The 25803-nt window shown below is 71.6% G+C and carries 23 protein-coding genes and 1 pseudogene; 16 read left to right on the forward strand and 8 right to left on the reverse strand.

The window, feature by feature from the left end:
• The 5 genes and pseudogenes from IE209_RS26020 to IE209_RS26040 all read right to left on the reverse strand — a co-directional run.
• Positions 1-364, reverse strand: a pseudogene (locus IE209_RS26020) (hypothetical protein); the annotation flags it as partial.
• 7 nt (positions 365-371) lie between these two features.
• The gene (gene argS, locus IE209_RS26025; protein ID WP_189689793.1) at positions 372-2045 is read right to left on the reverse strand and encodes an arginine--tRNA ligase; all 1674 of its coding nucleotides are present in this window, start codon (positions 2043-2045) and stop codon (positions 372-374) included.
• Between the two features lie 48 nt (positions 2046-2093).
• On the reverse strand, positions 2094-2651 hold the full coding sequence (locus tag IE209_RS26030) for a DUF4286 family protein (protein WP_189689794.1): 558 nt from the start codon (positions 2649-2651) through the stop codon (positions 2094-2096).
• Positions 2644-3672 (reverse strand): zinc-dependent alcohol dehydrogenase, encoded by a 1029-nt coding sequence (locus IE209_RS26035; protein ID WP_189689795.1) that lies wholly within the window; start codon positions 3670-3672, stop codon positions 2644-2646. The genes IE209_RS26030 and IE209_RS26035 overlap by 8 nt, the downstream gene beginning before the upstream one ends.
• Before the next feature lie 5 nt (positions 3673-3677).
• Positions 3678-4634, reverse strand: a complete 957-nt coding sequence (locus tag IE209_RS26040) for a Bug family tripartite tricarboxylate transporter substrate binding protein (protein WP_189689796.1) — start codon at positions 4632-4634, stop codon at positions 3678-3680.
• Between the two features lie 107 nt (positions 4635-4741).
• Between IE209_RS26040 and IE209_RS26045 the strand changes: the two genes are divergently transcribed.
• Together IE209_RS26045 and IE209_RS26050 are read left to right on the forward strand one after the other, a co-directional pair.
• The gene (locus tag IE209_RS26045) at positions 4742-5656 is read left to right on the forward strand and encodes a LysR family transcriptional regulator (RefSeq protein WP_189689797.1); all 915 of its coding nucleotides are present in this window, start codon (positions 4742-4744) and stop codon (positions 5654-5656) included.
• A gap of 94 nt (positions 5657-5750) precedes the next feature.
• Positions 5751-6173 (forward strand): PsiF family protein, encoded by a 423-nt coding sequence (locus IE209_RS26050; protein ID WP_189689798.1) that lies wholly within the window; start codon positions 5751-5753, stop codon positions 6171-6173.
• A gap of 47 nt (positions 6174-6220) precedes the next feature.
• Here IE209_RS26050 and IE209_RS26055 read toward each other — a convergent pair whose 3' ends face one another.
• Positions 6221-6673 carry a DUF2214 family protein gene (locus IE209_RS26055; RefSeq protein ID WP_145549233.1) on the reverse strand — a complete coding sequence of 151 codons (453 nt, stop codon included), beginning with the start codon at positions 6671-6673 and terminating at the stop codon, positions 6221-6223.
• 167 nt (positions 6674-6840) lie between these two features.
• Here IE209_RS26055 and IE209_RS26060 point away from each other — a divergent pair, with 167 nt between their 5' ends.
• The 9 genes from IE209_RS26060 to IE209_RS26100 all read left to right on the forward strand — a co-directional run bounded on the left by IE209_RS26060 (position 6841) and on the right by IE209_RS26100 (position 16329).
• Complete coding sequence (locus IE209_RS26060; protein ID WP_189689799.1) at positions 6841-7374, forward strand: sigma-70 family RNA polymerase sigma factor; 534 nt, start codon at positions 6841-6843, stop codon at positions 7372-7374.
• Positions 7353-8360, forward strand: coding sequence for a FecR domain-containing protein (locus IE209_RS26065; RefSeq protein WP_189689800.1), 1008 nt, complete (start codon positions 7353-7355; stop codon positions 8358-8360). Before IE209_RS26060 ends, IE209_RS26065 begins: the two co-directional genes overlap by 22 nt.
• 115 nt (positions 8361-8475) lie before the next feature.
• Positions 8476-11115 (forward strand): TonB-dependent receptor, encoded by a 2640-nt coding sequence (locus tag IE209_RS26070; RefSeq protein ID WP_229883057.1) that lies wholly within the window; start codon positions 8476-8478, stop codon positions 11113-11115.
• 25 nt (positions 11116-11140) lie between these two features.
• Positions 11141-11665 (forward strand): EF-hand domain-containing protein, encoded by a 525-nt coding sequence (locus IE209_RS26075; protein ID WP_189689801.1) that lies wholly within the window; start codon positions 11141-11143, stop codon positions 11663-11665.
• 10 nt (positions 11666-11675) lie between these two features.
• Complete coding sequence (locus tag IE209_RS26080; RefSeq protein ID WP_189689802.1) at positions 11676-12209, forward strand: DUF2271 domain-containing protein; 534 nt, start codon at positions 11676-11678, stop codon at positions 12207-12209.
• 23 nt (positions 12210-12232) lie between these two features.
• Positions 12233-13372: a YncE family protein gene (locus IE209_RS26085; RefSeq protein ID WP_229883058.1), complete on the forward strand. Its 1140-nt coding sequence runs from the start codon at positions 12233-12235 to the stop codon at positions 13370-13372.
• Positions 13369-13977 (forward strand): PepSY-associated TM helix domain-containing protein, encoded by a 609-nt coding sequence (locus tag IE209_RS26090; RefSeq protein ID WP_189689803.1) that lies wholly within the window; start codon positions 13369-13371, stop codon positions 13975-13977. The genes IE209_RS26085 and IE209_RS26090 overlap by 4 nt, the downstream gene beginning before the upstream one ends.
• Complete coding sequence (locus IE209_RS26095; RefSeq protein ID WP_189689804.1) at positions 13970-14974, forward strand: FAD:protein FMN transferase; 1005 nt, start codon at positions 13970-13972, stop codon at positions 14972-14974. The genes IE209_RS26090 and IE209_RS26095 overlap by 8 nt, the downstream gene beginning before the upstream one ends.
• Complete coding sequence (locus IE209_RS26100; protein WP_189689805.1) at positions 14971-16329, forward strand: sulfite reductase subunit alpha; 1359 nt, start codon at positions 14971-14973, stop codon at positions 16327-16329. Before IE209_RS26095 ends, IE209_RS26100 begins: the two co-directional genes overlap by 4 nt.
• A gap of 231 nt (positions 16330-16560) precedes the next feature.
• Here IE209_RS26100 and IE209_RS26105 read toward each other — a convergent pair whose 3' ends face one another.
• Positions 16561-17481: a LysR family transcriptional regulator gene (locus IE209_RS26105; protein ID WP_189689806.1), complete on the reverse strand. Its 921-nt coding sequence runs from the start codon at positions 17479-17481 to the stop codon at positions 16561-16563.
• A gap of 136 nt (positions 17482-17617) precedes the next feature.
• Between IE209_RS26105 and IE209_RS26110 the strand changes: the two genes are divergently transcribed.
• The 5 genes from IE209_RS26110 (at position 17618) to IE209_RS34380 (ending at position 24765) form a co-directional block, all read left to right on the forward strand.
• Positions 17618-18523, forward strand: coding sequence for a protoglobin domain-containing protein (locus IE209_RS26110; protein ID WP_189689807.1), 906 nt, complete (start codon positions 17618-17620; stop codon positions 18521-18523).
• Positions 18524-18577: 54 nt separating this feature from the next.
• Positions 18578-18904 carry an STAS domain-containing protein gene (locus IE209_RS26115; RefSeq protein ID WP_189689808.1) on the forward strand — a complete coding sequence of 109 codons (327 nt, stop codon included), beginning with the start codon at positions 18578-18580 and terminating at the stop codon, positions 18902-18904.
• On the forward strand, positions 18901-20007 hold the full coding sequence (locus IE209_RS26120) for a SpoIIE family protein phosphatase (protein ID WP_189689809.1): 1107 nt from the start codon (positions 18901-18903) through the stop codon (positions 20005-20007). The genes IE209_RS26115 and IE209_RS26120 overlap by 4 nt, the downstream gene beginning before the upstream one ends.
• Entirely contained in the window at positions 19995-23096 is a 3102-nt protein-coding gene (locus IE209_RS26125; protein WP_189689810.1) for a hybrid sensor histidine kinase/response regulator, read from the forward strand. Before IE209_RS26120 ends, IE209_RS26125 begins: the two co-directional genes overlap by 13 nt.
• A 115-nt stretch (positions 23097-23211) precedes the next feature.
• Positions 23212-24765, forward strand: a complete 1554-nt coding sequence (locus IE209_RS34380) for a methyl-accepting chemotaxis protein (protein ID WP_189689811.1) — start codon at positions 23212-23214, stop codon at positions 24763-24765.
• Positions 24766-24782: 17 nt separating this feature from the next.
• On the opposite strand, the gene IE209_RS26135 is transcribed toward IE209_RS34380, so the two are convergent.
• On the reverse strand, positions 24783-25763 hold the full coding sequence (locus IE209_RS26135; RefSeq protein WP_189689812.1) for a Bug family tripartite tricarboxylate transporter substrate binding protein: 981 nt from the start codon (positions 25761-25763) through the stop codon (positions 24783-24785).
• Positions 25764-25803: the final 40 nt, after the last annotated feature.

Consider the following 25803-nt stretch of genomic DNA (forward strand, 5'->3'; position numbering starts at 1 on the left):
TGTCCGGCCGGGGCGCGGGCGCCGGGGCCGGCACGGCCACCGCGGGCGGCGGGACGGGCGTGGCCGCAGGGGCGGACGCGGGCACGGCCGGGCGCGCCGGGTTGCGGCCATGCAGCGGCGCGTTCGGATCCCAGTTCTGGTTCTTGCGCGTCTCGGCGTCGTCGTCGACCGGTCGGCCCGCGGGGCTCTTGCCGCTCATGAAGGGCACCGGCACCTTGGTCACGTAGACCGCCATGGCCAGCGCCGCCACCAGGCCCACGACCACGCCGGCGATGAAGCCGACGATGGTGCCGCCGGTCTGTCCGCGTCCGGCCTTGGCTGCGGGCTTGGCAGGCGGCCGTTTGCGTTGTTGTGCTTGCGTCATGGCGTGGTCACATCTTCTCGGGTGCGCTCACGCCCAGCTGCGCCAGACCATTGCGCAGCACCTGGGCCGTGGCCGCGACCAGGGCCACGCGCGCGGTGCGCACGGCCGGCTCGTCGACCAGGATGCGCTCGGCATCGTAGTAGCTGTGGTAGGCGGAGGCCAGCTCGCGCAGGTAGAAGCTCACGTCGTGCGGCGCGAACTCGGCCGCCGCGCTGCTCAGCATGTCGGGGTACTTGGCGAGCAGCTGCATCAGCGCGTCGGCCTGCGGACTCTGCAGTGCCGACAGGTCGGCCTGGGCCAGGCTGGCGCGGTCGCCGCCCCAGGCTGCCAGCACCGAGCAGATGCGCGCGTGGGCGTACTGCACGTAGTAGACCGGGTTGTCGTTGCTCTGGGCGATGGCCAGGTCCACGTCGAACACGTACTCGGTGTCGGGCTTGCGGCTGAGCAGGAAGAAGCGCACGGCGTCCTTGCTGGTCCACTCGATCAGGTCGCGCAGCGTCACGTAGCTGCCGGCGCGCTTGGAGATCTTGACCTCCTGGCCGCCGCGCATCACGCGCACCATGGTGTGCAGCACGTAGTCGGGGTAGCCCTCGGGAATGCCCACGTTGGCCGCCTGCAGGCCGGCACGCACGCGCGCGATGGTGCCGTGGTGGTCCGTGCCCTGGATGTTGACGACCTTGGTGAAGCCGCGCTCCCACTTGGCGATGTGGTAGGCCACGTCGGGCACGAAGTAGGTGTAGCCGCCCTCGGACTTGCGCATCACGCGGTCCTTGTCGTCGCCGTAGTCGGTCGACTTGAGCCACAGCGCGCCGTCCTTCTCGTAGGTCTTGCCCGAGGCCTGCATGCGCGCCACCGCGTCGTCGACGCGGCCCGAGGTGTACAGGCTGGACTCGAGGTAGAAGTTGTCGAAGCGCACCTGGAAGGCCTTGAGGTCCAGGTCCTGCTCACGGCGCAGGTAGGCGACGGCGAACTCGCGCACAGAGTCCAGGTCGTCCACGTCGCCGCTGGCCGTGACCTCGCGGTCGTCGGCCTTGACGGTCTTCCTGGCCAGGAAGTCGGCTGCGATGTCGCCGATGTAGTCGCCGTTGTAGGCGGCCTCGGGCCAATCGGCGTCGCCCGGCTTGACGCCCTTGGCGCGCAGTTGCGTGGAGTTGGTCAGCGTGGCGATCTGCACGCCAGCGTCGTTGTAATAGAACTCGCGCCACACGTCCCAGCCCTGCGACTGGTACAGGTTGCAGATCGCGTCGCCCAGGGCCGCCTGGCGGCCATGGCCCACGTGCAGCGGCCCGGTCGGGTTGGCCGAGACGAATTCCACGAGCAGCTTGCGGCCGTTGGCCGGCTGCATGCCGAAGCGCTCGCCCTGGGCCAGCACCTCGCGCACGACCTGCTGCTTGGCCTCGGGCTTGAGCTTGAGGTTCAGGAAGCCGGGGCCGGCGATGTCGATGGCCGCGACCCATTGCGCCACGGCCGGCTGCGCCAGCAGTGCCGTGCGCAGCTGCTCGCCGAGCTGGCGCGGGTTGAGCTTGAGCGGCTTGGCCAGCTGCATGGCCGCGGTGCAGGCCAGGTCGCCGTGGGCGGCGACCTTGGGCGTCTCGAAGGCTGCGCGGGCCCCGGCACCGGGGGAAACCTGTTCCAGCGCGGCGCCCAGCGCGGCCAGCAATTCTTGTTTGACGGAGAACATCCGCGGGATTTTAGGTGGCGCCATCGCGCCACCCGGTTACACACCGGCTCAGGGCACGCCCACCGGCAGCGCGGCGTAGGCCAGGGTGTCCGGCACGGGGCAGGCGGGCGGCTGCGCCAGGCCGCGGGCGAGCAGCCAGCGGCCCTCCACCACCAGCGCCTGGCTGTCTTGCAGCCAGGGCAGCGGTGCGGCATCGGGCAGGCGCTCGGCCAGCAGGTCGGCATGCTGGCAGGCCGGTTCGGCAGCGCTTGCGGTGTGCAGCTGCAGCCACCCGCCCTGCGGACCGGCGTGTGGCGCCGCCAGCCTGCAGACCCAGCGCGAGATGTCGCACAGGAAGGGGCGCATGCGCGCGCTCCAGGGCGTGGGTTCGCGCAGCAGGCGCTGGTACGCGTCTTCTTCCAGCACCCGGGCGTCGCGCAGGCCGTACAGCGTGAGATAGCGCGGGCCAGGCTGTGGCCACAGCGCGGCGTAGCGGCGCGCCCACTGCATGCCGGGCACGGTCAGGCGTTCGGGCACATGTTCCTCGGCATGCCAGCGCTCGTACTCGGCCGCGTGCGCCGGGTCCACACCGTTCCACAGCGCGAGCAAGGCCGCGGCTTCAGGCATCGCCCGCCTCCGGGCACAGCAGCACCTTGCTGGCCTGCTTGCCGTGGGCCAGCGCGAAGCCCTCGTGCGCCCGGGCCAGCGGCAGCACGTGGCTGACCATGGGGCGCAGCACGGCGTCCATCTCGCCCATCAGCGCCAGCGCCAGCGGCCAGTCGGATTCGGGCGGCCGGAAGGAGCCGCGCAACTGCTGCTGGTTGCGCACCAGCGGCGTCAAGTCCAGCGTGAGCGGCCGGGCGTGGATGCCGGTCACGACCACGGTCCCGTTGCGGCGCAGCAGCGCCAGCGCCTCGGTGATGGTCTCGGGCACCCCGGTGGCCTCGAACACGAGGTCGAAGGGCGCGCCACCGGTGTAGGGCCGCGTGCCTTCGGCCAGCGACTGGGTCTTCACGTCGACCAGCGCCTCGAAGCCCATGGCGCGCAGTGCATCGAAGCGGGCTGCGTCGTCGCAGCCGCTGACCACCACCTGGGCGGCGCCCGCGCGCCGGGCCAGCGCCGCGATGCCCTGGCCGATGGTGCCGGGGCCCATGACCAGCACGCGCAGGCCGGCCACGTCGCCCGCGGTGCGCAGCGCCTGCATGGAGATCGTCAACGGCTCGGTCAGCGCGGCCATGGCGTCGCTGAGGCCGTCGGGCACGGGCACGCAGTTGCGCTGCGGCACGCGCACCCAGGGCGCGAAGGCGCCGTCGCGCGTCATGCCGATGCCGCGGCGGCGCTCGCAGGCGTCGTGCCGGCCGGCACTGCAGGCCGCGCAGCTGCCGCAGGTGACCGAGGGCCGCACCACCACGCGGCGGCCTGCGAGCGGGCCGTCCTGCGCCACACCCACGAACTCGTGGCCGATGGTGACCGGGATGCTGGGCGCGATGAAGGCATAGCTGGGCGTCCAGTCGTCCACGTGCAGGTCGCTGCCGCAGATGCCGGCGGCGCGCACACGCACCAGCACCTCGTCGGTCCCGGCTTCGGGCACGGGAACCTCGACCAGTTCGAGCCCGGCCGCCGGGCGGATCTTTTGCAATGCCAGCATGGTGCTCAATCGACGGTGATGCCGACCTTCTGGATGATCGCGCCCCATTTCCTGCCCTCGGCGGCGATGAAGCTCTTGAAGCTGTCGGCCGTGCCGCCGCCGATGACCAGGCCCTGCTTGGCGAAGGCCTCGCGCACAGCGGCATCCTGCATCACGGCATTCGCATCGGCGTTGATGCGGGCCACGACCTCGGGTGGCGTGCCGGTGGGCGCGAACAGCCCGTTCCAGGCCAGCGCCTCGAAGCCCGGGTAGCCCTGCTCGGCCACGGTCGGCAGCTCGGCCACGCCCTCCATGCGCTTCAGGCTGGTGGCGGCCAGCAGCCGGATGCGGCCGCTCTGGACCAGCGGCAGCAGGGCCGGCGCCACCGTAAACAGGCCGTGCGTCTCGCCCGAGGCCAGCGACAGGCCGGCCGGCGGCGAGCCCGCGAACGGCACGTGCGTGGCCTCGAAACCGGCCGTGCTGCGGAACAGCTCCATGGTCAGGTGCGAGGAACTGCCGGCGCCGACCGAGGCGTAGCTGAGCTTGCCGTTCTGCTGTTTGGCCCAGGCCACGTACTCGGGCAGCGTCCTGGCCGGATTGTTCGCGGGCACGGCCAGCACATTGGGCTGCGAGGAGGTCAGCACGATGGGCAGCAGGTCGCGTGCCGGGTCGTAGCTCATCTTCCTGTACATGTGCGGGCCGAAGGCGATCGGGCCGTTGAAGCCGATGCCCAATGTCAGGCCGTCGGGCTGCGCCTTGGCGACCACGGCCATGCCCAGCATGCCGCCGGCACCGGGCTTGTTGTCGACGACGATGGGCTGCTTCCAGCGCTCGCGCAGCTTGTCGCCCAGCGTGCGCGCGATGAAGTCCAGCGAACTGCCGGCCGGTGCCGGCACCACCAGCTTGACAGGTTTGCCGGGCCAGTCCTGCGCCGTGGCGGCCAGGGCCAGAGCGCCGATCACGAGGGCGAGAAGTCGCTTCATGGGGTGTGTCTCCGCAAGGGTTGCGGACCGGATTCTCGGCAGCCATTGGCAATAGTCCAAACACCGTTCGGGTATGGTCGCCATATCCACGAGGTATAGGCACATCCATGGAACTGCGGCATCTGCGCTACTTCATCGCCGTGGCCGAGACCGGCAGCCTGAGCCGCGCGGCCGAGAAGCTGTTCATCGCCCAGCCGCCGCTGTCGGTGCAGATCCGCCAGCTCGAGGACGCCATGGGAACGCCGCTGTTCGTGCGCCATCCCAAAGGCGTGCGGCTGACGGCCGCCGGCGAGGCGCTGATGCCCGAGGCGCGTGCGCTGCTCGACCGCGCCGGCCACCTCAAGGAGCGGCTGCGGGGCGATGGCGCCAGCGGCACGCTGGCGCTGGGCTACGTGCCCTCGGCCAGCAGCACGGTGCTGCCCGCGCTGGTGCGCGAACTGCGTGCCGCGCACCCGCAGTTGCGCATCGAGCTGCGCGAGATGATCAGCAGCGCCCAGACCGAGGCCCTGGTGGCCGGCCACCTGGACGCCGGCATCGCGCGCAGCGCGGCTCGCCATCCGCGCGTGGTGGCGCCGGCGCAGATGGACGATCCGTTCTGCCTGGCCTCGCCCGCGACCGAACCGCCCGCGCCGCCTGCACGGCCCCGTGCCATCGACCTGCACGGGCTGGCCGAGCAGGACTTCGTCGCCTTCACGCGGCACCGCGGCCCGGCCACCTTCGACCAGTCCATCCACTTGTGCGCGCGCGCCGGCTTCAGCCCGCGCATCCGCTACGAGGCCAGCACCGTGCATGGCGTGCTCGACCTCGTGGCGGCCGGCCTGGGCCATGCGCTGGTGCCGCAATCGGCCGTGCTGCTGGGGCGCACGGGCGTGGCGTTCCGGCGCATCCGCAGCCCGGCGCAGGACCAGGTGCTGGCGCTGCTGCGACGCAAGCGCGATGCGCGCGCCGTGCCCCAGTGGCTGGACCAGGCGGTGCGGGCCATCTTCGGGCAGATGGCGCAACGGATGGCAACAGAACTGTGAAAAACCGGGTCATCCGCATGCGCGTGGCGGCGTTAGAGTCTGGCCGGCTCCTGTGCCGGGCCAGCCTCTCTTCAACGCATTCGAAGGACATTCCATGTTGAAAACCGCCTCTTTCATCCTGGCCACGGCGTTCGCCCTGTCGCTGGGCAGCGCCCATGCCGCCGACGATGCCAAGCCCGGCTCCAAGCTCGGTGCCTGCAGCAAGGAGGCCGCTGCCAAGGGACTCAAGGGCGATGAGCGCAACCAGTTCCTGTCGGACTGCAACAAGGGCCTGACGGCCGCGCCGGCCGCCCAGGCCAAGAGCGGCTCCAAGCTGGGTGCCTGCAGCAAGGAAGCGGCGGCCAAGGGCCTCAAGGGCGACGCGCGCAACCAGTTCCTGTCGGACTGCAACAAGGGCGTGACGGCTGCCGCCGACAAGCCGGGCTCCAAGCTCGGCGCCTGCAGCAAGGAAGCCGCGGCCAAGGGCCTCAAGGGCGAGGAACGCAACAAGTTCCTGTCGGACTGCAACAAGGCCTGAGCCCGGCCCCCGCAGCCGAGCGGCCCCTGACGGGGCCGCTTTCACGTCTACTTGCCGAAGCCGCGCGCGAAGAACACCGCCAGCAGCGCCACCAGCGGAATCAGGTGGGCCTGCACCATCACCGTCTTGCGCGTGCGGCGCACCTCCTCGTCGCTTGGCAGGGCGCCCGTCGCGCGCAGCTGGCGGCGCCAGCGCAAATAGGTCAGCGTGGGCTTGATCGACATCAGCCCGATCACCACGAACAGCGTCACCTTGGCATGCAGCAGCGGGTTGGACCAGTACCAACCCATGCCCTTGACGCCCCACAGCGTGCGCGCCAGGCCTGTCAGCAGCACCGCCACCGAGGCGATGCCGTAGAGCATGTCCACCCGCGCCAGCCGCTCCACCACGCGCGCGTTCATCCACTCCACGCGGCACAGCGCGGCCTCGCTCGAAAGGAACACCACCATCGTGAAGATGGCGACCCAGTGCACATAGGCGAGAACGGTTTCGAGGATCATCGGCGGCCCGGATTTCGTTGTACGACGGCGACAGCATTGTGCAGCCGCGCGACGACTGCCCGCCAGCCGAGCCGCGCGGACCGCAGCCCAGGGTTGTTACCGATGTAAAATGCGAACAATTCTTGTTTAGATGCGCGGCACACCATGCTGCGCCGAACGGAGCCTTCGTGTCCGCGGCCCAACCCAGCCTTTCCTGCAGCAAGCAGCCATCGATCCAGACGCTGTACCGCGAGCACCACGGCTGGCTGCACGGCTGGCTGCGCCGCAAGCTGGGCGATGCCCACCACGCGGCCGACCTCGCGCAGGACACCTTCGTGCGCATCCTCACAGCCTGCCGCGCCCAGGAACTGGCGCTGGACGCCCTGCGCGAGCCGCGCGCCTACCTGACCACGGTGGCGGGCCGGGTGCTGCTCAACCACTACCGTCGCCTGTCGCTGGAGCAGGCCTGGCTGGCGGCGCTCGCCGCGCAGCCCGCCGCCTTCGCCGCTTCGCCCGAGGAGCGGCTGAGCATCCTGCAGACGCTCAACGAGATCGACGCGCTGCTCGATGCGCTGCCGCCCAGAACCCGCACGGTGTTCCTGCTGGCGCAACTCGAGGGCCTCAGCTACGCCCAGATCGCCGAGCGCATGGACATCGCGCTGCGCACCGTCAAGCGCCACATGGCGCAGGCCTTCGAAGAATGCCTGATCCAGATGGCTTGAGCACGCCGCCGCTGCCGCGCACGGTGGTGCGCATGGCGGCGCGGTGGCTGGCCTGCCTGCAGGCGGGCCGGGCCACGGCGGCCCAGCACGCGGCCTGCGCGCAGTGGCGCCGGGCCGATCCGCTGCACGAGCTCGCCTGGCAGCGCGCCGAGCGGCTGCAGGCCGCGCTGGTCACGCTGCCGCCCGCGGTCGGCCTGCAGGTGCTGGACCGCCCGCGCGACCAGGGCCGCCGGCGTGCCGCGCGGCAGACCATGGCGGTGCTGGCCGCGGCCGTGCCGGCGGGCTACCTGGCCTGGCGCGGCACGCAGGCCGACAGCGCGGACGGGACCGCCACGCTCACCACCGCCACCGGCGAGCGCCGCAGCACCGTGCTGGCCGACGGCACGCGGCTGCACCTGAACACGGCCAGCGCCGTCGCGATCGACTTCCAGAGCGGCCTGCGCCGCGTTCTGCTGCGCCAGGGCGAGGTGCAGATCGAGACCGCGCACGATGCGCAGCAGCGCCCCTTCGTCGTCGACACGCGCCACGGCCGCATCCGTGCGCTGGGCACGCGCTTCGTCGTGCGCCGGCGCGACGACGAGGCCAGCACGCTGGTGGCCGTGGAGCAGAGCGCCGTCGAGGTGCAGACGGCGCAGGCTCCGGGGCGGCCGCCCACCCGGGTCGAGGCCGGCCAGCAGCTGCGCTTCGATGCCGCCGTCGTGCAGCCGCTGCGGCCGGCCGACCCGCAGCCGGCGGCCTGGACGCGCGGCCTGCTGTTCGCCCGCGACCAGCGGCTGGCGGACTTCGCGGCCGAACTCGGCCGCCACCGGCCCGGTGTGCTGCGCTGCGCGCCCGAGGTGGCCGCGCTGCGCATCAGCGGCGTGTTCCGCCTGGACGACACCGACGCCATCCTCGCCGCGCTGCCGCACACGCTGCCCGTGCGCGTGGTCTGGCGCACGCGCTGGTGGGTCGCGATCGCAGCCCCATCGGCGCCACCGAGCGGCTGAACTTTCTTTGGCACGCGGTGGCCCCTTTTTGCGTTCTCGCGTGTCATGACATCCAAAGCCAGCTTTCCCGCGCCGTGCGGAGCCAGCCACGCACGCCGTTCAAAGGAAAGCCCGCATGCACCGACATCCCCGCGCCCCCGCGCGTCCCCTGGCCTCCCCGCTCGCGCAGGCCGCCCGCCAGGCCCTGCTGGCCATGGCCCTGGCCACCGCCGCCCTGCCCGCCGTCCACGCCCAGGACAGCACCGCGGTGGCGGCCTACAGCGTGCCCGCCGGCCCGCTCGGCGACGCGCTGACCCAGTTCGCCGCGAGCGCGGGCGTGGCTGTGCAGCTGGACGCCAGCCTGGTGGCCGGCCGCCGCAGCCCCGGCCTGGACGGCCGCGTCGGCGTGCGCGAGGGCTTCGCGCGCCTGCTGGCCGGCAGCGGCCTGGAAGTGCAGGAGCGCAGCCGCGGCATCTGGGTCTTGCGCCAGGCGAGCAGCGCCGCCGCACCCGCCGCGGCCACGTCCGCCGCCACCACGTCCAGCACCGGTTCGGCGCTGCCCGAGGTCAAGGTCACGGCCGAGGCCGTGCGCCAGGAGGCCGGCACGCGCACCATCCTGACCGAGGAGGACATGGAGCGCACGGGCGCCACCAGCATCGCCGACGTGGTGCGCTACCAGCCGCTCGTGGACGTGCCCAGCACCGTGACCGGTGCCACGCGCGGCGCCAGCCGCTACGACCGCAGCGGCACCACCAACTACAACATCCGCGGCGTCGAGGGCAACCGCGTCGGCCTGGACGTGGACGGCATCGAGATGCCCGATGCGATCAGCCGCGCGCCGCTCACGGCCCGCTCGGAGGACGGCACCTTCGGCATGGGGCGCGACTTCATCGACCCCTACCTGTATTCCTCGATCGACATCCAGTCCGGAACGACCAACTCGCAACGCTCGGCCGGCGGCATCGGCGGCGCCGTGAGCTTTCGGAGCAAGTCGCCCGAGGACTACGTCCACGCCGACAAGCCGTTCTACGCGGGCACGCGCATCGGCTACGGCAAGGTCGACCGCTCCTGGGCCGAGGGTGTGACCCTGGCCGGCCAGCGCGGCGACCTGGGTGTGCTGCTGGCCTACTCGCGCCGCGACGGCAAGGAGGCCGAGAACCATCCCAGCACCGACAGGATTCGCGTGGCGCCGCAGGACTGGCATTCCGACGCGCTGCTGCTCAAGGGCCAGCTGCGCCTGAACCCCGAGCACCGGCTGGAACTGTCGGCCGACCTGTACCGCCGGCAGAACGACTCCCGCTTCGACAGCTGGGACACCAACGGCGCCGCCGTCACCGGCAGGTCGGTGCAGGACGCCCGCACCCGGCGCGACACCGTGTCCGCCTCCCACCTCTGGACGCCCGGTGCAGGAGGCCTCGTCGACCGGCTCGACACCCGGCTATACGTGCAGAACACCGACATGGACGACGTGACCGACACGGTGGCGCTGGCCACGGGCGCGCTGGTCCGCGAGAGCTCGCAGAACACCACGCACCAGATCGGCTGGTCCAGCGTGGCCGACAAGCGCATCGCCAACCATGCGCTCAAGTTCGGGGTGAACTACGCGGTCAACGAGAACGAGCACCCGTTCACCACCGAGCCATCGTCCGCCGGCGCGGCCGGCCAGCCCTTTCCCGACACGCGCACCGTGCGCATGGGCGCCTTCGTTCAGGACACGATCGACTTCCAGGTCGGTGGCCGCCGCCTGGCCCTGGTGCCGGGCCTGCGCGTGGACCGCATCGACCCCCGCATCCGCAACACCGGCCGCTTCAACAACGACCGCGTCACGCAGGAGGAGCTGGAAGAGATGTACGGCAAGGCGCCGGCGAGCACCATCGTCAGCCCCAGCCTGGCGCTGCTCTACGACGTGCAGCCCGACCTGACCGCCTATGTGCAATGGAAGCGCAGCGGCCGCGCGCCCACCAACAGCGAGATCTTCGGCTACTGGAACAGCGGTGGCGGCAGCTACGCGCTGCTGGGCGACCGCAACCTCAAGGAAGAGACCAGCAACGCCTTCGACATCGGCCTGAAAGGTTCGCCGGTGCCGGGCGTCACCTTAGCCGGCTCGGTCTTCTACACGCAGTACAAGGACTTCATCTCCTACACGCGCTACACGCGCGCCAACAACCCCGAGAAGTTCGTCAACATCCAGGACAGCCTGTCCATCCTGTACCAGGCCACCAACCGCGACGAAGCCCACATCTACGGCACCGAGATCAGCGCGCGGCTCGACCACGGCACCTGGTCCCCGTCGGTGCGCGGCCTGTACAGCATCTGGGCGCTGGGCTACAGCAAGGGAAAGTCGAAGTCCAACTACGCGGGTGACGAGGATGTGGACCTGGACACCGTGCAGCCGGGCAAGGCCATCGTGGGCGTGGGCTACGACGCGCCCCAGAAGGCCTGGGGCCTGAACCTCATGGGCACCTTCGTGCGGGGCAAGCAGGCCATCGCCACCAACCGCCAGTCCTTCAGCAACAACCCGGGCGCCGAATTGAGCGATTCGACGGTCACGCTGTTCCGGGTGCCCGGCTTTGCACGCTTCGACATCGCCGGCTACTGGCGCGTGAGCAAGAACGTGCGCCTGAACGCCAGCATCTTCAACCTGACCGACAAGCGCTACTGGTCGTACGCCAACACCCGCAACCTGCAGCCGGCCAACGCGCGCGACCTCCACCAGATCGAAGTGTCCAGCGCACCGGGCCGCACCTACGCGGTCAGCCTGAACGTGGATTTCTGATTTACCACCCACCTGAAAGACCCTCATGAACAGACCCAACGCATCCGTCCTCGCGGCCCTGGCCGCCGCCATCGTGCTGTCGGCCTGCGCCGGCGGCCCATCCCGGGCCACTGCCACGGCCCAGAACCAACCCGCACGCCCCGGGGGCGGCCACGGCCTGGACGCCTTCCTGGGCAGCTACGACGCCAACCGCGACGGCCAGGTCACGCGCGCCGAGTTCGACGCCATCCGCCTGCAGCGCTTCCAGGCCGCCGACACCAATGGCGACGGCTGGCTGAGCGAGGCCGAGTACGTGGCCGAATACGAAGGCCGCCTCAAGCGCCAGTACTTCGACACCGGCCGCCAGCCCGACGCCGCCTACGAGAACAACATCAAGCAGGCGCACGTGCGCTTCGGCATCGTCAACCGCGCGCGCGACGGCCAGTTCACCTGGGCCGAGGACCAGGCGATTGCCGACAAGACCTTCACGGGCCTGGACAGCAACGGCGACGGCATCGTCTCCAGGGCCGACCCGCAGCGCCCGCGCGAACAACGTGCCGGCAACGACTGAGCCTCGCGCCATGGCACCCGCCCCCCCGCGCAACGCCTGGCTCGCCGGCGCGGCCCTGACCTTGGCCGCAGGGCCGGCCGCGGCAGCCTCGCTGACTCTGCAGCTCACATTGCCGCCCATCGACACCGCCGCCTACTACCGGCCCTACCTGGCCGCCTGGATCGAGCAGGCCGGCGGGGACAAGGCCGTGGTCGGCACGCTGGCCGTCTGGTACGACACCCGGTTGCGTGACAACGGCGGCCGTGGCTGGCTGCGCAACCTGCGCAGCTGGTGGCGCGTGGCGGGCGAGCAGCTCGCGCTGCCGGCCGACGGCGTCAGCGGCGCCACGCGCCCGGCCGGCACCCACACGCTGCAGTTCAGCGACGCCAGCGGCGCGCTGGCCGGCCTGCCGGCCGGCCACTACCAGCTGGCCATCGAGGTCGCGCGCGAGAAAGGTGGGCGCGAACTGCTGCGCCTGCCGTTCGCCTGGGGCGGCGGCGCGCACAGCGCCGAGGCCCAGGGCAGCAAGGAACTCGGCCCCGTCCATCTGCGCGTCGCGCCGTGAACACCACACCAGGAACATCCACCATGAAATCCATCCTCTCCTTCTCCCTGGCCGTGCTGGCCGCCGCCACCATGACGGCCTGCGGCACCCAGGCCCCGGTCGCCACGCCCAACGCGCCCTTCCAGGCCGTGCAGGCGGCGCAGATCCAGCGCGCCGCCCTGGCGCCCTCGCTCTACGAGCTGGCCTACTCGGCCCGCCAGAACGCCGTGTTCGTGGCCTCCTCGGGCGGCTTCGGCGATGGCGCCGGCCCGAGCAAGGTGCTGCGCCTGGATCCCCAAACCCTGGCCGTGCAGGCCGAGATCGCGCTGCCGCTGCGCGGCTTCGGCGTGGTGCTGGACGATGCCGCCCACCGGCTCTACGTGGGCAACACCACCGAGGGCTCGGTCACCGTGGTCGACACGGCCAGCAACCAGGTCGTCAAGACCGTGGCGCTGATGGACAAGGTCCAGGGCGCGGACGGCAAGCAGAAGTTCCCGCACCACTTGCGCGAGCTCTTGCTCGACCCCGACAACGGCCGCCTGTACGCGCCGGGCCTCTCCTCGGACGGCAGCGCGCTGTACGTGATGAACACGCGCACGCTGGCGCTGGAGAAGGTCGTTCCGGGCCTGGGCGCCGTCGCCACCGGCATCGCGCTGGACGCCGCCGACAACCGCCTGTTCGTCTCCAACCTGCGCGGCGGCTTGGTCGAGATCGACACGCGCACCCTGGCCATCACCAAGCGCCACACCCCGGGCGCCGACCAGGTGCTGAACCTGGCCTACGACGCGCAGGCCAAGCGCCTGTACGGCACCGACCAGGGTCTGGCCAGCATCAGCGAGCGCCGCCAGAAGGCCGAGCCCGGCTTCGTGCCCACGCCGGGCAACCGCGTCGTCGTGCTCGACCCCGCCACGGCGCGCATCATGGCCAGCCTGCCCACCGGCGAGGGGCCGATCGCGCCGCTGCTGGACGCCCCGCGCCAGCGCCTGTACGTGAGCAACCGCGGCGGCGGCAGCCTCAGCGTGTTCGACACCGCCAGCGGCCAGCTGCTGCAGACCATCGCCCTGCCCTCGCACCCGAACAGCCTCGCGCTGGACAGCCGCCGCAACGTGCTCTACGTGACCGTCAAGAACGGCCGCAACGACGCCAAAGGCAGCAACGAGAGCGTGGTGCGCATCGCGTTGTGACGCGCGCGTTCTGGCTGCGCCAGCTGCACAGCTGGCACTGGATCTCCGCCGCGCTGAGCCTGACCGGCATGCTGCTGTTCGCCGTGACGGGCCTCACGCTCAACCACGCCGCCAGCCTGTCGGCCAGCCCCAGCCGGCAGGAGCGCCAGGCCGAGGTGCCCGCCCGGGTGCAGGCCGCGCTGCAGGCGCTGCCCGAGGGCGGCGACACGCCCGTCCCGCCGGCCCTGGCGCGCTGGGCCGCCGACGCCTTCGCCATCGACATCGCCAGCCTGCCGGCCGAGGTCGATGGCGATGCGGTCTTCATCACCGTGCCGCGGCCCGGCGGCGAAGGCACGCTGCGCCTGGACCGCGCCACGGCCAGCGCCCGCTACACCGCCACCAGCCGCGGCTGGGTGGCCTACTTCAACGACCTGCACAAGGGCCGCAACGCGGGCCAGGTCTGGTTCTGGTTCATCGATGGCATGGCGGCCAGTTGCATCGTGTTCACGCTGACCGGCTTCGCGCTGCTCTGGATGCACGGCCGCGCCCGGCCCTTCACCTGGCCGCTGACCGGGCTGAGCCTGCTGGCGCCGGTGCTGATCGCGCTGCTGTTCGTGCATGGCTGAGAACGTCTTCGTGCCGGTCGTGGCCGAACTGGAGCCGCCCGCCGTGCCCGCACCCGGCTGGCCGCTGCACCGCCTGGCCGGCACCACCATGGGCACGCACTGGTCGGTGCAGGCCTATGCGCCACCCGGCGTGCGCGCCGAACGCCTGCACGCCGCCACCGTGCGCGAGCTCGACCATGCGGTCGCGCTGTTCAGCACCTGGCATGCGCACAGCGAGGTGGCCCGCTGCAACGCCGCACCGGCCGGCAGCTGGCGCTTCTCGCCCGCGTGCTGGGCGCTCGTGGCCGACAGCCTGGCCTGGGCCGAGGCCAGCGGCGGCGCGGTCGATCCCACGCTGGGCGCGCTGGTGGACCTGTGGGGCTTCGGCCCCGGTGGGCCGCGCCCCGCGCACGCCCCGCTGCCCACCCGGGACGAGATCGCCACCGCCCTGCAGGCCAGCGGGTGGCAGCGCGTGCGGCTTGACGCCGCGCAGCGCACGCTGCACAAGCCGGCCGGGCTGCGGCTGGATTTCAGTGGCATCGCCAAGGGCTGGGCCGTGGACCGGGTTTCGGCCCGGCTGGAGCGCGAGGGCGCACGCGCCCACCTCGTGGAGGTCGGCGGCGAACTCAAGGCGCGCGGCCTCAAACCCGACCTGCAGCCCTGGTGGGTGGCGCTGGAGGGCGGACCGCGCAGCCTGCTCGCGCTGATCGACATGGCCGTGGCGACCTCGGGTGACGCCCACCGGCACTTCGCACACGGCGGCAGGCGCTACGCCCACACCATCGATGGCCGCGCCGGCCGGCCCGTGGCGCATGGCACCACGGCCGTCACCGTGCTGCATGCCGATGCTGCGCAGGCCGACGCGCAGGCCACGGCACTGACCGTGCTGGCGCCAGCCCAGGCCTTGGCCTGGGCCGATCGGCAAGGCCTGGCCGCCCTGATCACGCTGCGCAGCGACGACGGGCTGCAGCAGTGCATGAGCCGCGCCATGGCCGCCATGCTGGAGCGCGGCGCTTGACAGCCGACCCGGCACGCTGGGCCTGGGCCTGGCTGGCCTGCGCCGCCTGGCTCGGCCTGCTGGTGCCGCCGCTGCATCAGCAGTGGCGCACCTGGCGCAACACACGAACCGTGTCGGCCGGGGCGCCACTGCTGATCGCCTACGCCAGCCAGAGCGGCTTCGGCGCACAGCTGGCCCACGACCTCGCCTGCACCCTGGCCGCGCACGGCTGCCCGGCCCAGGCCCTGCCGTTGCAGCGCATCCGCGCCGAAGACCTCGCCGCGTCCGAACGCATGCTGTTCATCGCCAGCACCACGGGCGAAGGCGACGCGCCCGACAACGCGGGCGCCTTCGTCACGCGCGTGATGCAAGGCGCGCACCGGCTGCAGCGATTGCAGTACGGTCTGCTGGCGCTGGGCGACAGCCGCTACGCCGGCTTCTGCCGTTTCGGCCGCGAACTCGACGCCTGGCTGCGCGCCGCGGGCGCCACGCCGGCCTTCGCGCGCGTCGAGGCCGATGGCGGCAACACCGCGGCGCTGGCCAGCTGGGCGCAGGCCGTCGCGCAGTTCACAGGCAGCAGCCCGAACGCCGCCGCCAGCGCCTCGGCCATCCAGCGCTGGGCGCTTGCGCAGCGCAGCCTGCTCAATCCCGGCAGCCCCGGAGCGCCGATCCACCGCATCGTGCTGCAACCGCTGGACCCGGCCCCGCACTGGCAGGCCGGCGACATCGCCCGCATCCACCTGCCCGGCCAGCCCGTCGCCTGGCGCGACTACACGCTGGCCTCGCTGCCGCATGAGGGCGAGATCCAGCTGCTCGTGCGCGAAGCCCGGCGCACCGACGGCCAGCGTGGCCTGGGCTCGGGCTGGCTGGGCCATGGCCTGGCCATCGGCGGCGAGGTCCGCGTGCAGATCCGCCGCAACAGCGGCTTCCATGGCCCTGAAGCGACCGCGCCCCTGGTGCTGATCGGCAACGGCACGGGTCTGGCGGGCCTGGCCGTGCACCTCAAGGAACGCGAACACGCGCAGCGGGCCGGCCTGGCCATCGGCCCGGCCTGGTTGCTGTTCGGCGAGCGCACGCACGGCAGCGATGCGCTGTGCGATGCCGCACTGCAAGCCTGGCTGGCCAGCGGCGTGCTGCAGCGGCTGGACCGCGCCTTCTCGCGCGATGCCGATGCGTCGTCGCGTTACGTGCAAGACCTGCTGGGCCTGCACGGCGCCTTGCTGCGCGACTGGGTGGCGCGCGGCGCGGCCCTCTACGTCTGCGGCCAGCGCGAGGGCATGGCGCAGGGCGTGGATGCGGCCCTGCGCGCGCAGCTGGGCGCTGCCGCGCTGGCGCAGCTGGCGGCCGACGGGCGCTACCGGCGCGACGTGTACTGAGAACGTGTGAACGAACCGCTCACACCCACGCGAGGCCCCCGATGAGCAGCCGTTTCCATCATGATCGTTGCGCCCGGGGCCTCGCCCTTCGGGCCGGGGCGCGCCAGGCCGCATGCGGGCGTTGCGGTCCTTGCCCGGCACGAGCCCGAGCGGCGGCCCGCTTCTGTCGCCTGCGGCCCGCCGCGCCCCGTCGTGGGCGCGATCGGTTCATTCACACGTTCTGAAGCCCGGTCACATGCCCCAGAACCCGGGCCGCGCGTACTGCGTCTTCAGGAAGTCCAGCCACAACCGCACCCGCAGCGGCAGGTGCTTGCGCTGCGGGAACACGGCGTAGATGCCGTTCGGTGGCGCGGCGAACTCGTCGAGCACGGGCACCAGCAGGCCGGCGGCGATCTCGGCCTCCACCTCCCAGGTGCTGCGCCAGGCGATGCCGTAGCCGGCCAGGCACCAGTCGTGCAGCACCTGGCCGTCCGAGCAGTCCAGCGGGCCGCCGGGCTTGAGGTGCACCACCTCGCGCGTACCGCCCGGGCCCGGCATCGCGAAGGCCCAGCCGCGCGTCTGCGAGGCGTCGCTGGACAAGGTCAGGCAGGCGAAGCGCGGCAGGTCCGACGGATGCTTGGGCGTGCCGTGGCGGCGCAGGAACTCTTGGGTCGCCACGCAGCGGCGCCGGTTGTCGGCCAGCCGCAGGCTGACCAGCGAGGAATCGGGCAGGTCGCCCACGCGCACGGCGCAGTCGAAACTCTCGCCGGTCAGGTCGACCAGGCGGTCGCTGAGGTTCAGCGAGATCGTCACCTCGGGGTGCAGCTCGTGGAAACGCGGCACCAGCGGCGCCACATGGCGGCGGCCGAAGCCGGCCGGCGCCGTCACGCGCAGGTGGCCGGCGGCCTTGACGCCGCCGGCGCCCACGCTGGCCTCGGCATTGGCCAGTTCGACCAGCAGGCGCTGGCAGTCTTCCAGGAAGGCCGTGCCCTCGTAGGTCAGCGTGATGCGGCGCGTGGTGCGCACCAGCAGGCGCACGCCCAGCCGCCCCTCCAGCGCATCGAGCCGCCGCCCCATGACGGCCGGCGCCACACCCTCGGCCTTGGCCGCTGCCGTCAGGCTGCCGCGCGTGGCGACGGAGACGAAGGACTCCAGCTGTTTCAGTCTGTCCATCGCCGGATTATCGAAGCCGGTGCACGCCACCGAATCGGTGCGTCTGGCGCATCATTTGCACCTTAAATCGAACATATTTGCTTTGGGATTATGTGTTAATCTGCAACAACGATTCCATTGCTGCAGAGGTGTGGACATGCAGACAGACATTCGTGACATGACGGTCGACGGCCTGCTCCAGATGCACGATCTGGTGCCGGACGACCTCGCGGCGGTGCGCAAGCTAGGGGCTTGCGTGCTGCCCCGGCTCAACGAGTACGGCGAAATCTTCTACCGTTGGATCGCCGACCTGCCCGAGTACCAGGTCGTCTTCACGAGCCCGGAAATCACGGCCCACGCGCGCGCCGAACAGCTGCAGTACTGGCGCCGCACCTTCGCCGCCGAGGTGGACGACCGCTACGTGGCCGAGCGCCGCCACGTGGGCGCCACGCACGCGCGCATCGGCCTGTCGCTGCCGAGCTACTTCGCGGCCATGAACTACTCGTTCGTGCTGCTGACCAAGACGCTGTACGACGGCCAGCTCGGCAACGACGAGTACCTGGTGGCGCTGCAGGCGTTCACCAAGCTGATGCACTTCGACATCACGATCGTGGCCGACACCTATTCGCGCCTGATCAACGAGCGCATCGCCAAGCAGAGCCAGGCGCTGCTCGAGATGTCCACCCCCGTCACGCAGATCTGGGAAGACATCCTGATGCTGCCCGTGGTCGGCATCATCGACTCGCGCCGCGCGCAGGACCTGATGCTGGCCGTGCTCAAGCGCATCAGCCAGACGCGCGCCAAGGTCTTCATCATGGACATCTCGGGCGTGGCCGTGGTCGATTCGGGCGTGGCCAACCACCTGATCAAGATCACCAAGTCCACCGGGCTCATGGGCTGCACCTCGCTGGTCTCGGGCATCTCGCCGGAGATCGCGCAGACCATGGTGAACCTGGGCTTCGACGTCAGCCAGATCTCCACCACGGCGACGCTGCACGACGCGCTGGAACATGCCTTCCGCCTGATCGGGCGCAGCGTGACGGACATCCAGCGGCCGGCCTGAGCGGGCCGGGCATGCACGATGGATGCCACGGAGGAAACGCGGATCCCGGTGTCGATGATCGGCAAGGTCGTGTTCGCCTCCCTCCAGATCGACCCGCACCCGCCGCTGCTGACCTGGCTGCGCGACGACCTGTCGCGCATGGTGGTGCAGCACCGCGCGGGGCGCGTGCTGCTGGACCTGTCGGGCACGCTGTCGCTCGACGCCTACGAGTTCGAGCACCTGGTGGCGACCGGCCGTGCACTGAAGCTGCTCGGCGCGCGCACCGTGCTGGTCGGCATGCGCCCGGGCGTGGTGGCCGCGCTGGCGGCGCTCGACGTCGACCTGGCGGCACTGCCCGGCGCCCGCGACGTCGAACAGGGCCTGGCACTGCCGTTGCCGTGAACCTCGACCGGACACCCGCCGCCCCACACCGCGGGCCGGCCGGCACCGCGGTGCAGCGCCAGCGCGTCGGCGTGTCCGCGCAGCACGACGTCTACAACGCCGCCGTCCTGGCCTATGCGCTGGTCCAACAGGCCGGCGCGCGCCCGCTGCTGGCGACGGAAGCGGCCACGATGGTGTCCGAGCTGGGCATGAACATCGTCAAGTACGCCGGCCGCGGCAGCCTGACGCTGAGCGTCGCGGACGATCCGCAGCGCTACCTGGAGGTCCTGGCCGTGGACGACGGCCCCGGCATCGCGGACCTGGCGCTGGCCCTGAGCGAGCGCTACAGCAGCCAGGGCACCCTGGGCCTGGGCCTGCCGGGCGTGCGCCGCATGTCCGACGAGTTCGAGTGCCGCTCGCAGCCCGGCGCCGGCACCACGGTGCGCGCGCGGCGCTACTTCGAGGCCCGGCCCGCCTCGCCGCATCCGCACGCCGCCGCGGCGGCCATGCCGCAGGCGCCCTGGGCACCTGCGGCGCAGCCGGCCTGGCGCCATGCCCTGGCCAAGCGCCCGTGCTTCGGCGAACACGTCAGCGGCGACGGCGCGCTGGCGCAGGCCGTCGCGGGCGGCTTCCTGTTCGGCGTCCTCGATGTGCTGGGCCATGGCCCGCAGGCCCATGCGCTCGCGCGGCACTGCGAGCGCTGGCTGGCCGCCAACGCGCACGCGGACCTCATCGGCACGGTGGAAGCCCTCCACCACGAAACCCGCGGCAGCCTGGGCCTGGCGCTGACACTGGCCCTGGCCGATCCCGAGGTCGGCAGCCTGGTCACGGTGGGAGTGGGCAACACGCGCCTGTTCCGCCTGGGCGGCCCCGGCATCTGCGTGGAGGCCCAGCCCGGCATCGTCGGCGGGTTGAACATGCCGCGGCTGCGGCCCGTGCGCCTGCAGATCCAGCCGGACGACAGGCTGGTGCTCGTCACCGACGGCATCAGCGAGCGCCTGGACGCACAGGTGCTGATGCCCTTGCGCGGGCTGGACGTGCAGCCCCTGGCGCAGCGGCTGCTGCGCGAGCATGGCAAGGACCACGACGACGCCACCTGCCTGGTGCTGCGATGCCTGGCCTGAGCGCGCGCCAACACGCCGCCGCCGGGCACGGCCTGCTCGGCAGCATCGACATGTCCGACGAAGGCCAGGGCCTGCACGGCGCGCGCGCCCGGCTGCGCCAGCTGCTGCAGGCGCTGCAGGAGCCGGCCGACCAGCTGGACCTGCTGGTCACCGCCATCTCCTACGCCATGCGGGCGCTGGTGGCGCAGCGCGCGAACCGGCTGGATGTCGGCCTGGATGGCGACCTGCTGTGGCTGCAGACCGAGGGCGTGCAGGAGCTGCCGTCGCTGGGCGGGCTGCTGCACGCGGTGCGCAGCGCACAGGGCTGGCGCCTGCAGGTGCGCCTGACGGGCGCGGCCCGCCCGCCCTGGACGGCGCTGCAGCAGATCGTGCAGCGCCGCAACCGCGCCCAGCTGATCGACGACCTGACCCGCCACCAGGCCAGCCTGGAACGGGAGATCGAACGCCGCACGCAGGCGCTGTCCTCCAGCGAACTGCGCTCGCGCACGGTGATCGAGGGCGCGCCATTGGCGGTGGTGCTGATCGACCAGCAGGGCCGGGTGACCGACTGGAACGCCGTGGCCGAGCAGACCTTCGGCCACCCCGCCAGGCAAGCCATGGGCCGCTTGCTGCAGTCGCTGGTGCAGCTCGAAGGCGACCCGACCCTGGCCGGCATCCTCGCGCGCGGCCTGGACGAAGAGGCGCGGCGCCTCACCGCCGGCCGGTTCTGGGACCTCACGGCGCTGCGCGAGGACGGCAGCCGCATTCCCGTGGAGGTGGGCATGACCGTCTTCCCCATGGAGCAGGTCTGGCACGGCACGCTGTTCGCGCGCGACAGCAGCGAACGCAAGCAGGCCGAGACCGCCATGCAGGCCGCCAAGCAGGCAGCCGAGAGCGCGGCGCAGATGAAGTCGGACTTCCTGGCCAACATGAGCCACGAGATCCGCACGCCCATGAATGCCATCCTGGGCATGTCGCACCTGGTGCTCAAGGCCGACCTGGCGCCGCGCCAGCGCGAGTACGTGAGCAAGATCCAGCAGTCCGGCCAGCACCTCCTGGCCATCATCAACGACATCCTGGATTTCTCCAAGGTCGAGGCCGACAAGATGGTCGTGGAGTCGGTCGACTTCGAACTCGACCACCTGCTGGACAACGTGGCCACGCTGGTGGCCGACAAGGCCGCCGCCAAGGGCCTGGAGCTGGTCTTCGACGTCGGCCGCGACGTGCCCACCGCGTTGATCGGCGATCCGCTGCGGCTGGGCCAGGTGCTCGTGAACTACGCCAGCAACGCGATCAAGTTCACCGAGACCGGCGGCATCGACGTGGTGGTGCGCGTGCGCCAGCGCCTGGCCGGCCAGGTGCTGCTGCACTTCGCCGTGCGCGACACCGGCATCGGCCTGGCGGAAGACCAGCAGCAGCGCCTGTTCCAGTCGTTCCAGCAGGCCGACACTTCCACCACGCGCAAGTACGGCGGCACCGGCCTGGGCCTGGCGATCTGCAAGAAGCTGGCATTGCTGATGGGCGGCGAGGTCGGCGTGACCAGCAAGCCGGGCCAGGGCAGCACCTTCTGGTTCACGGCGCGGCTGGGCCTGGCCCAGGGCAAGCCGCGCGCGCTGTCGCTGTCGGCCAAGCTGCGCGGCCTGCGCGTGCTGGTGGTCGACGACAACGACAGCGCCCGCACCGTGCTGCGCACGCTGCTCGAAGCCATGATGTTCGAGGTCGACGACGCGGCGGGCGGCGCCGAGGCCCTGGCCATGCTGCGCCAGGGCGTGGACGGTGGCCGGCCCTACGAGCTGGTCTACCTGGACTGGCAGATGCCTGGGATGGACGGCTTCGAGACGGCGCAGCGCATCCGCGCGCTGCAGTTGCCCGGCACGCTGCACATGGTCATGGTCACGGCCTATGGCCGCGAGGAACTGCTGGCCCGCGCCGCCTCCTGCGGCATCGCCGACGTGCTCATGAAACCGGTCAACGCCTCCAGCCTGCTGGACTGCACGATGCGCGTGCTGGCCGACGGCAGCGAGGCGCTGCCGGCGAGCGCCGCGCGGCCGGCCAGCGCGCCCGCCGCGCAAGCGCTGGACAGCCTGCGCGGCGCCCATGTGCTGCTGGTGGAGGACAACGACCTGAACCAGGAGGTGGCGCTGGGCCTGCTCGAGGACATGGGCGTGCGCGTCGACGTCGCCGACAACGGCGCCATCGCGCTCGACATGGTGCAGCGCAGGGCCTACGACCTCGTGCTCATGGACATGCAGATGCCGGTCATGGATGGCATCACGGCCACGCTGGCGATCCGCGCGCTGGAGAACTTCGTGGCGCCACCCATCGTGGCCATGACGGCCAACGCCATGCAGGGCGACCGCGACCGCTGCGCGGCGGCCGGCATGGTCGACTTCGTGAGCAAGCCGATCGAGCCCGACGAACTCGAACGCGCCTTGCTGCGCTGGATTGCGCCCGATGCCGGGCGCGCCGCCCGGGCCGCCGCGGCGCCGCATGCGGAACCCGCCCATGCGCCGGCCGCACCGCTGCAGATCGAAGGCCTCAACACGGCGGCCGGTCTGCGCCGCACGCTGGGCAAGACCGACCTGTACCTGAATTTGCTGCGCAAGTTCGAACAAGGCCAGCAGGACGTGCCGGCGCAGATCCGCAGTGCCCTGGACGCCGGCGACATGGCGCTCGCGCAGCGGCTCGCACACACGCTCAAGGGTGTGGCCGGCAACATCGGCGCCGAGGCGCTGCAGGCGGCAGCCGCCGCGCTCGAACACGCGATCCGCGCCCAGCACCCGCGCACCGAGCTGGCCGGTCTGCTGGCCGCGACCGAGCAGCCGCTGCGGGCGCTGCTGCAGGCGCTGGCGCCGGTGCTGCGCCCGGCCGGGGCAGACGCTGCGGCGGTGGCCACGGCCCCGGCCGACACGCAGCAGTTCAAGCGTATCGGCGGCGAATTGCGTGCGCTGCTGGCCAGCGACGACGCGGCCGCGCTGGACCTGCTGGAACAGCACCGCGGCCTGCTGCAGCAGGTGCTGGGCGCCGATTTCGACACGCTGGCCCAGGCTGCGGCCGACTTCGATTTCGGCCAGGCGCTGGAGCTGCTGGACGGCGCGCTGGCGGCGTGAAGGCGGGCGCGCCATGCGCGGCGTTGCGGTCACCGGCTCCATGCGGTTCGCACCGCCACAGTAGACTGTGTTCGTCACCCCCTGAGGACAAGAAACAATGAAATCGAAGGGTCAGATGAGGGTCGCCACCAAGTTGAGCTTGGCGTTCGGCGGCATCTTGGTGCTGTTGTGCGTGATCGCGGTGCTGTCGGCGCTGCGCATCGATGCGTTGAACCGCGCCACCGCGAACATCCTGGACAAGCGCTACAGCATGGTGAAGCTCTCGACCGCGGTCGACCAGGGGGTGAGCTTGCAGGCTCGCGCCCTGCGCGACGCGATCCTCGGCGGCCAGAATCTGCAGGAAGTGCGCAGTTCGCTGGCCAGCGTCGACAAGGCGGTGCAGGAGAACGACGCGGCGATGGCCCAGCTGCAGGCCACGGTCGACACCCCGAAAGGCGAGGCCTTGATGGCCGCGATGAAGGACACGCGCGCAAAGTACGGGCGGGGCCGCGACGAGGTGCTGCGCATGCTCAAGAGCGGCCAGGACGAGACCGCGGCCGCCTACGTGCTGGAGACGCTGCGACCGGCCCAGGCCGAGTTCTTCTCGGCCATCGCCGCGATGGTCGCGTTCCAGACCGCGCTGATGGAACAGGAGGCCGCGAAGGCCAGGGCCGACGGCCAGGCGGCCATCCGCACGACCGTGGGCGTGGCGCTGCTGGCCGTGCTGCTGGCGGGCGTGCTGGGCTTGTGGATCACCCGTGACCTGACGCGCCAGCTCGGCGGCGAGCCGCACGACGCGATGCGCATCGCCGGCAGCATCGCCCAAGGCGACCTCGGCGTGCCGGTGCCGACCCGCCCAGGCGACGCCGGCAGCATCATGCTCGCGCTGGCGACCATGCGCCAGCGGCTGGCCGAGGTGGTCGCGCAGGTGCGCGAGAGCAGCGAGCACATCGCCACCGGCTCCACGCAGATCGCGACCGGCAATTCCGACCTGAGCCAGCGCACCGAGGAGCAGGCCAGCAACCTGCAGCAGACCACCGCGTCGATGGAGCAGCTGACCGGCACGGTCCAGCAGAACGCCGACGCCGCACGCCAGGCCAACCAGATGGCGACGGCTGCCAGCACCGCGGCCGTCGAAGGCGGGCGCATGGTCGGGCAGGTGGTCGCGACCATGCAGGGCATTGCCGCATCGTCGAGGAAGATCGCCGACATCATCGGCGTGATCGACGGCATCGCGTTCCAGACCAACATCCTCGCGCTGAACGCGGCGGTCGAAGCGGCCCGCGCCGGCGAGCAAGGGCGCGGTTTCGCGGTGGTCGCGAGCGAGGTGCGTGCGCTGGCCCAACGATCGGCCGGCGCGGCCAAGGAAATCAAGCAGCTGATCGAGGACAGCGTGCAGCAGGTCGAAGCCGGTACGCAGCAGGTCAACGACACCGGCACCTCGATGGAGCACATCGTCGCCCAGGCCCAGCGCGTCAGCGCGCTGATCGGCGAGATCAGCGATGCGACGGCCGCGCAGTCCAGCGGCATCGGCCAGGTCGGCCGCGCGGTGAACCAACTGGACCAGATGACGCAGCAGAACGTCGCACTGGTCGAACAGAGTGCGGCCGCGGCCGAGGGCCTGCGCGCACAGGCCACCCGCCTGACGCAGGTGGTGGGGATCTTCCGCCTGGGCAGCGCAGCGGCCTGAGCGCGTGTCCGGCCGGATCAGTCGGCCGTTGCGCCCGAGGCCTTCACGGCCACGCCCCACTTGGTGATCTCGCTGGCGATGAAGCGGTCGAACTCCGGACCCGTGGTGGGCGCGGCCTCGGAGCCGCGGTCGCGCATGAACTTGACCATGGACTCGCTGCGCAGGATTTCCACCACCTCCTGGTTCAGCCGCGCCACGGTGTCCGCCGGCGTGCCGTGCGGCGCCATCAGGCCCAGCCAGCCCACGGCCTCGAAGTCCTTCAGCCCGGCCACGCCGCTCTCGCGCACGGTCGGCACGTCCGGCAACTGGCTCGAGCGTGTGGCCGAGGTCACCGCGAGCGGCACGGCGCGGCCGGCCTGGATGTTGGCCAGCGCGGCCGTGACCGAGTCCACCATGAGCGGCACCTGGTTTCCGAGGAAGTCGGCCTGGGCCGGACCGCTGCCGCGGTAGGGGATGTGGGTGATGAACACACCGGCCTGGGCCTTGAGCATCTCGCCCGAGAGGTGCTGCGAGCCGCCGATGCCGGCGCTGGCGTAGTTGAGCCGGCCCGGCGCGGCCTTGGCCTGCTGCACCATCTGCGCCAGCGTCTTGATGCCGGACGCCGGCGTGGCCAGGAAGACCAGCGGCACCTTGGCGATCAGCGAGATGCCGACCAGGTCCTTGGCCGGGTCGTAGTTGAGCTTCTTGTACAGCGTCTGGTTCACGGCCATGGCGCTGCCCGCGATCAGCAGCGTGTAGCCGTCGGGCGCGGCACGCGCCACCATCTCGGTGCCGATGTTGCTGCCCGCGCCGGCCTTGTTGTCCACCACGATGGGCTGGCCCAGGCGCTTTCCGAGCTGCTCTGCGAGCGCGCGCGCGAAGATGTCCGAGGCCTGGCCCGGCGGGAAGGGCACGACCAGGCGGATCGGCTTTTCGGGCCAGGCCGCCTGGGCCAGCGGCGCGAGCACGGACAGGGCCAGGCCGGCCAGCAGGCTGCGGCGGAGGAAGGGGATGCGCATGGTGTGGTGTCTCCTGAAAGAAAAAGGCGCAGGAGCGTCG

Source organism: Pseudorhodoferax aquiterrae (assembly GCF_014652235.1).
Classification (GTDB): Bacteria; Pseudomonadota; Gammaproteobacteria; order Burkholderiales; family Burkholderiaceae_C; genus Pseudorhodoferax; species Pseudorhodoferax aquiterrae.

Bases quoted from the DNA above. Each gene is read 5' to 3' on its own strand.
- argS (WP_189689793.1), bottom strand. From the start codon at position 2,045: ATGTTCTCCGTCAAACAAGAATTGCTGGCCGCGCTGGGCGCCGCGCTG.
- IE209_RS26030 (WP_189689794.1), bottom strand. From the start codon at position 2,651: ATGCCTGAAGCCGCGGCCTTGCTCGCGCTGTGGAACGGTGTGGACCCG.
- IE209_RS26035 (WP_189689795.1), bottom strand. From the start codon at position 3,672: ATGCTGGCATTGCAAAAGATCCGCCCGGCGGCCGGGCTCGAACTGGTC.
- IE209_RS26040 (WP_189689796.1), bottom strand. From the start codon at position 4,634: ATGAAGCGACTTCTCGCCCTCGTGATCGGCGCTCTGGCCCTGGCCGCC.
- IE209_RS26045 (WP_189689797.1), top strand. From the start codon at position 4,742: ATGGAACTGCGGCATCTGCGCTACTTCATCGCCGTGGCCGAGACCGGC.
- IE209_RS26050 (WP_189689798.1), top strand. From the start codon at position 5,751: ATGTTGAAAACCGCCTCTTTCATCCTGGCCACGGCGTTCGCCCTGTCG.
- IE209_RS26055 (WP_145549233.1), bottom strand. From the start codon at position 6,673: ATGATCCTCGAAACCGTTCTCGCCTATGTGCACTGGGTCGCCATCTTC.
- IE209_RS26065 (WP_189689800.1), top strand. From the start codon at position 7,353: ATGCCTGATCCAGATGGCTTGAGCACGCCGCCGCTGCCGCGCACGGTG.
- IE209_RS26070 (WP_229883057.1), top strand. From the start codon at position 8,476: ATGCACCGACATCCCCGCGCCCCCGCGCGTCCCCTGGCCTCCCCGCTC.
- IE209_RS26075 (WP_189689801.1), top strand. From the start codon at position 11,141: ATGAACAGACCCAACGCATCCGTCCTCGCGGCCCTGGCCGCCGCCATC.
- IE209_RS26080 (WP_189689802.1), top strand. From the start codon at position 11,676: ATGGCACCCGCCCCCCCGCGCAACGCCTGGCTCGCCGGCGCGGCCCTG.
- IE209_RS26085 (WP_229883058.1), top strand. From the start codon at position 12,233: ATGAAATCCATCCTCTCCTTCTCCCTGGCCGTGCTGGCCGCCGCCACC.
- IE209_RS26095 (WP_189689804.1), top strand. From the start codon at position 13,970: ATGGCTGAGAACGTCTTCGTGCCGGTCGTGGCCGAACTGGAGCCGCCC.
- IE209_RS26105 (WP_189689806.1), bottom strand. From the start codon at position 17,481: ATGGACAGACTGAAACAGCTGGAGTCCTTCGTCTCCGTCGCCACGCGC.
- IE209_RS26110 (WP_189689807.1), top strand. From the start codon at position 17,618: ATGCAGACAGACATTCGTGACATGACGGTCGACGGCCTGCTCCAGATG.
- IE209_RS26115 (WP_189689808.1), top strand. From the start codon at position 18,578: ATGATCGGCAAGGTCGTGTTCGCCTCCCTCCAGATCGACCCGCACCCG.
- IE209_RS26125 (WP_189689810.1), top strand. From the start codon at position 19,995: ATGCCTGGCCTGAGCGCGCGCCAACACGCCGCCGCCGGGCACGGCCTG.
- IE209_RS34380 (WP_189689811.1), top strand. From the start codon at position 23,212: ATGAGGGTCGCCACCAAGTTGAGCTTGGCGTTCGGCGGCATCTTGGTG.
- IE209_RS26135 (WP_189689812.1), bottom strand. From the start codon at position 25,763: ATGCGCATCCCCTTCCTCCGCCGCAGCCTGCTGGCCGGCCTGGCCCTG.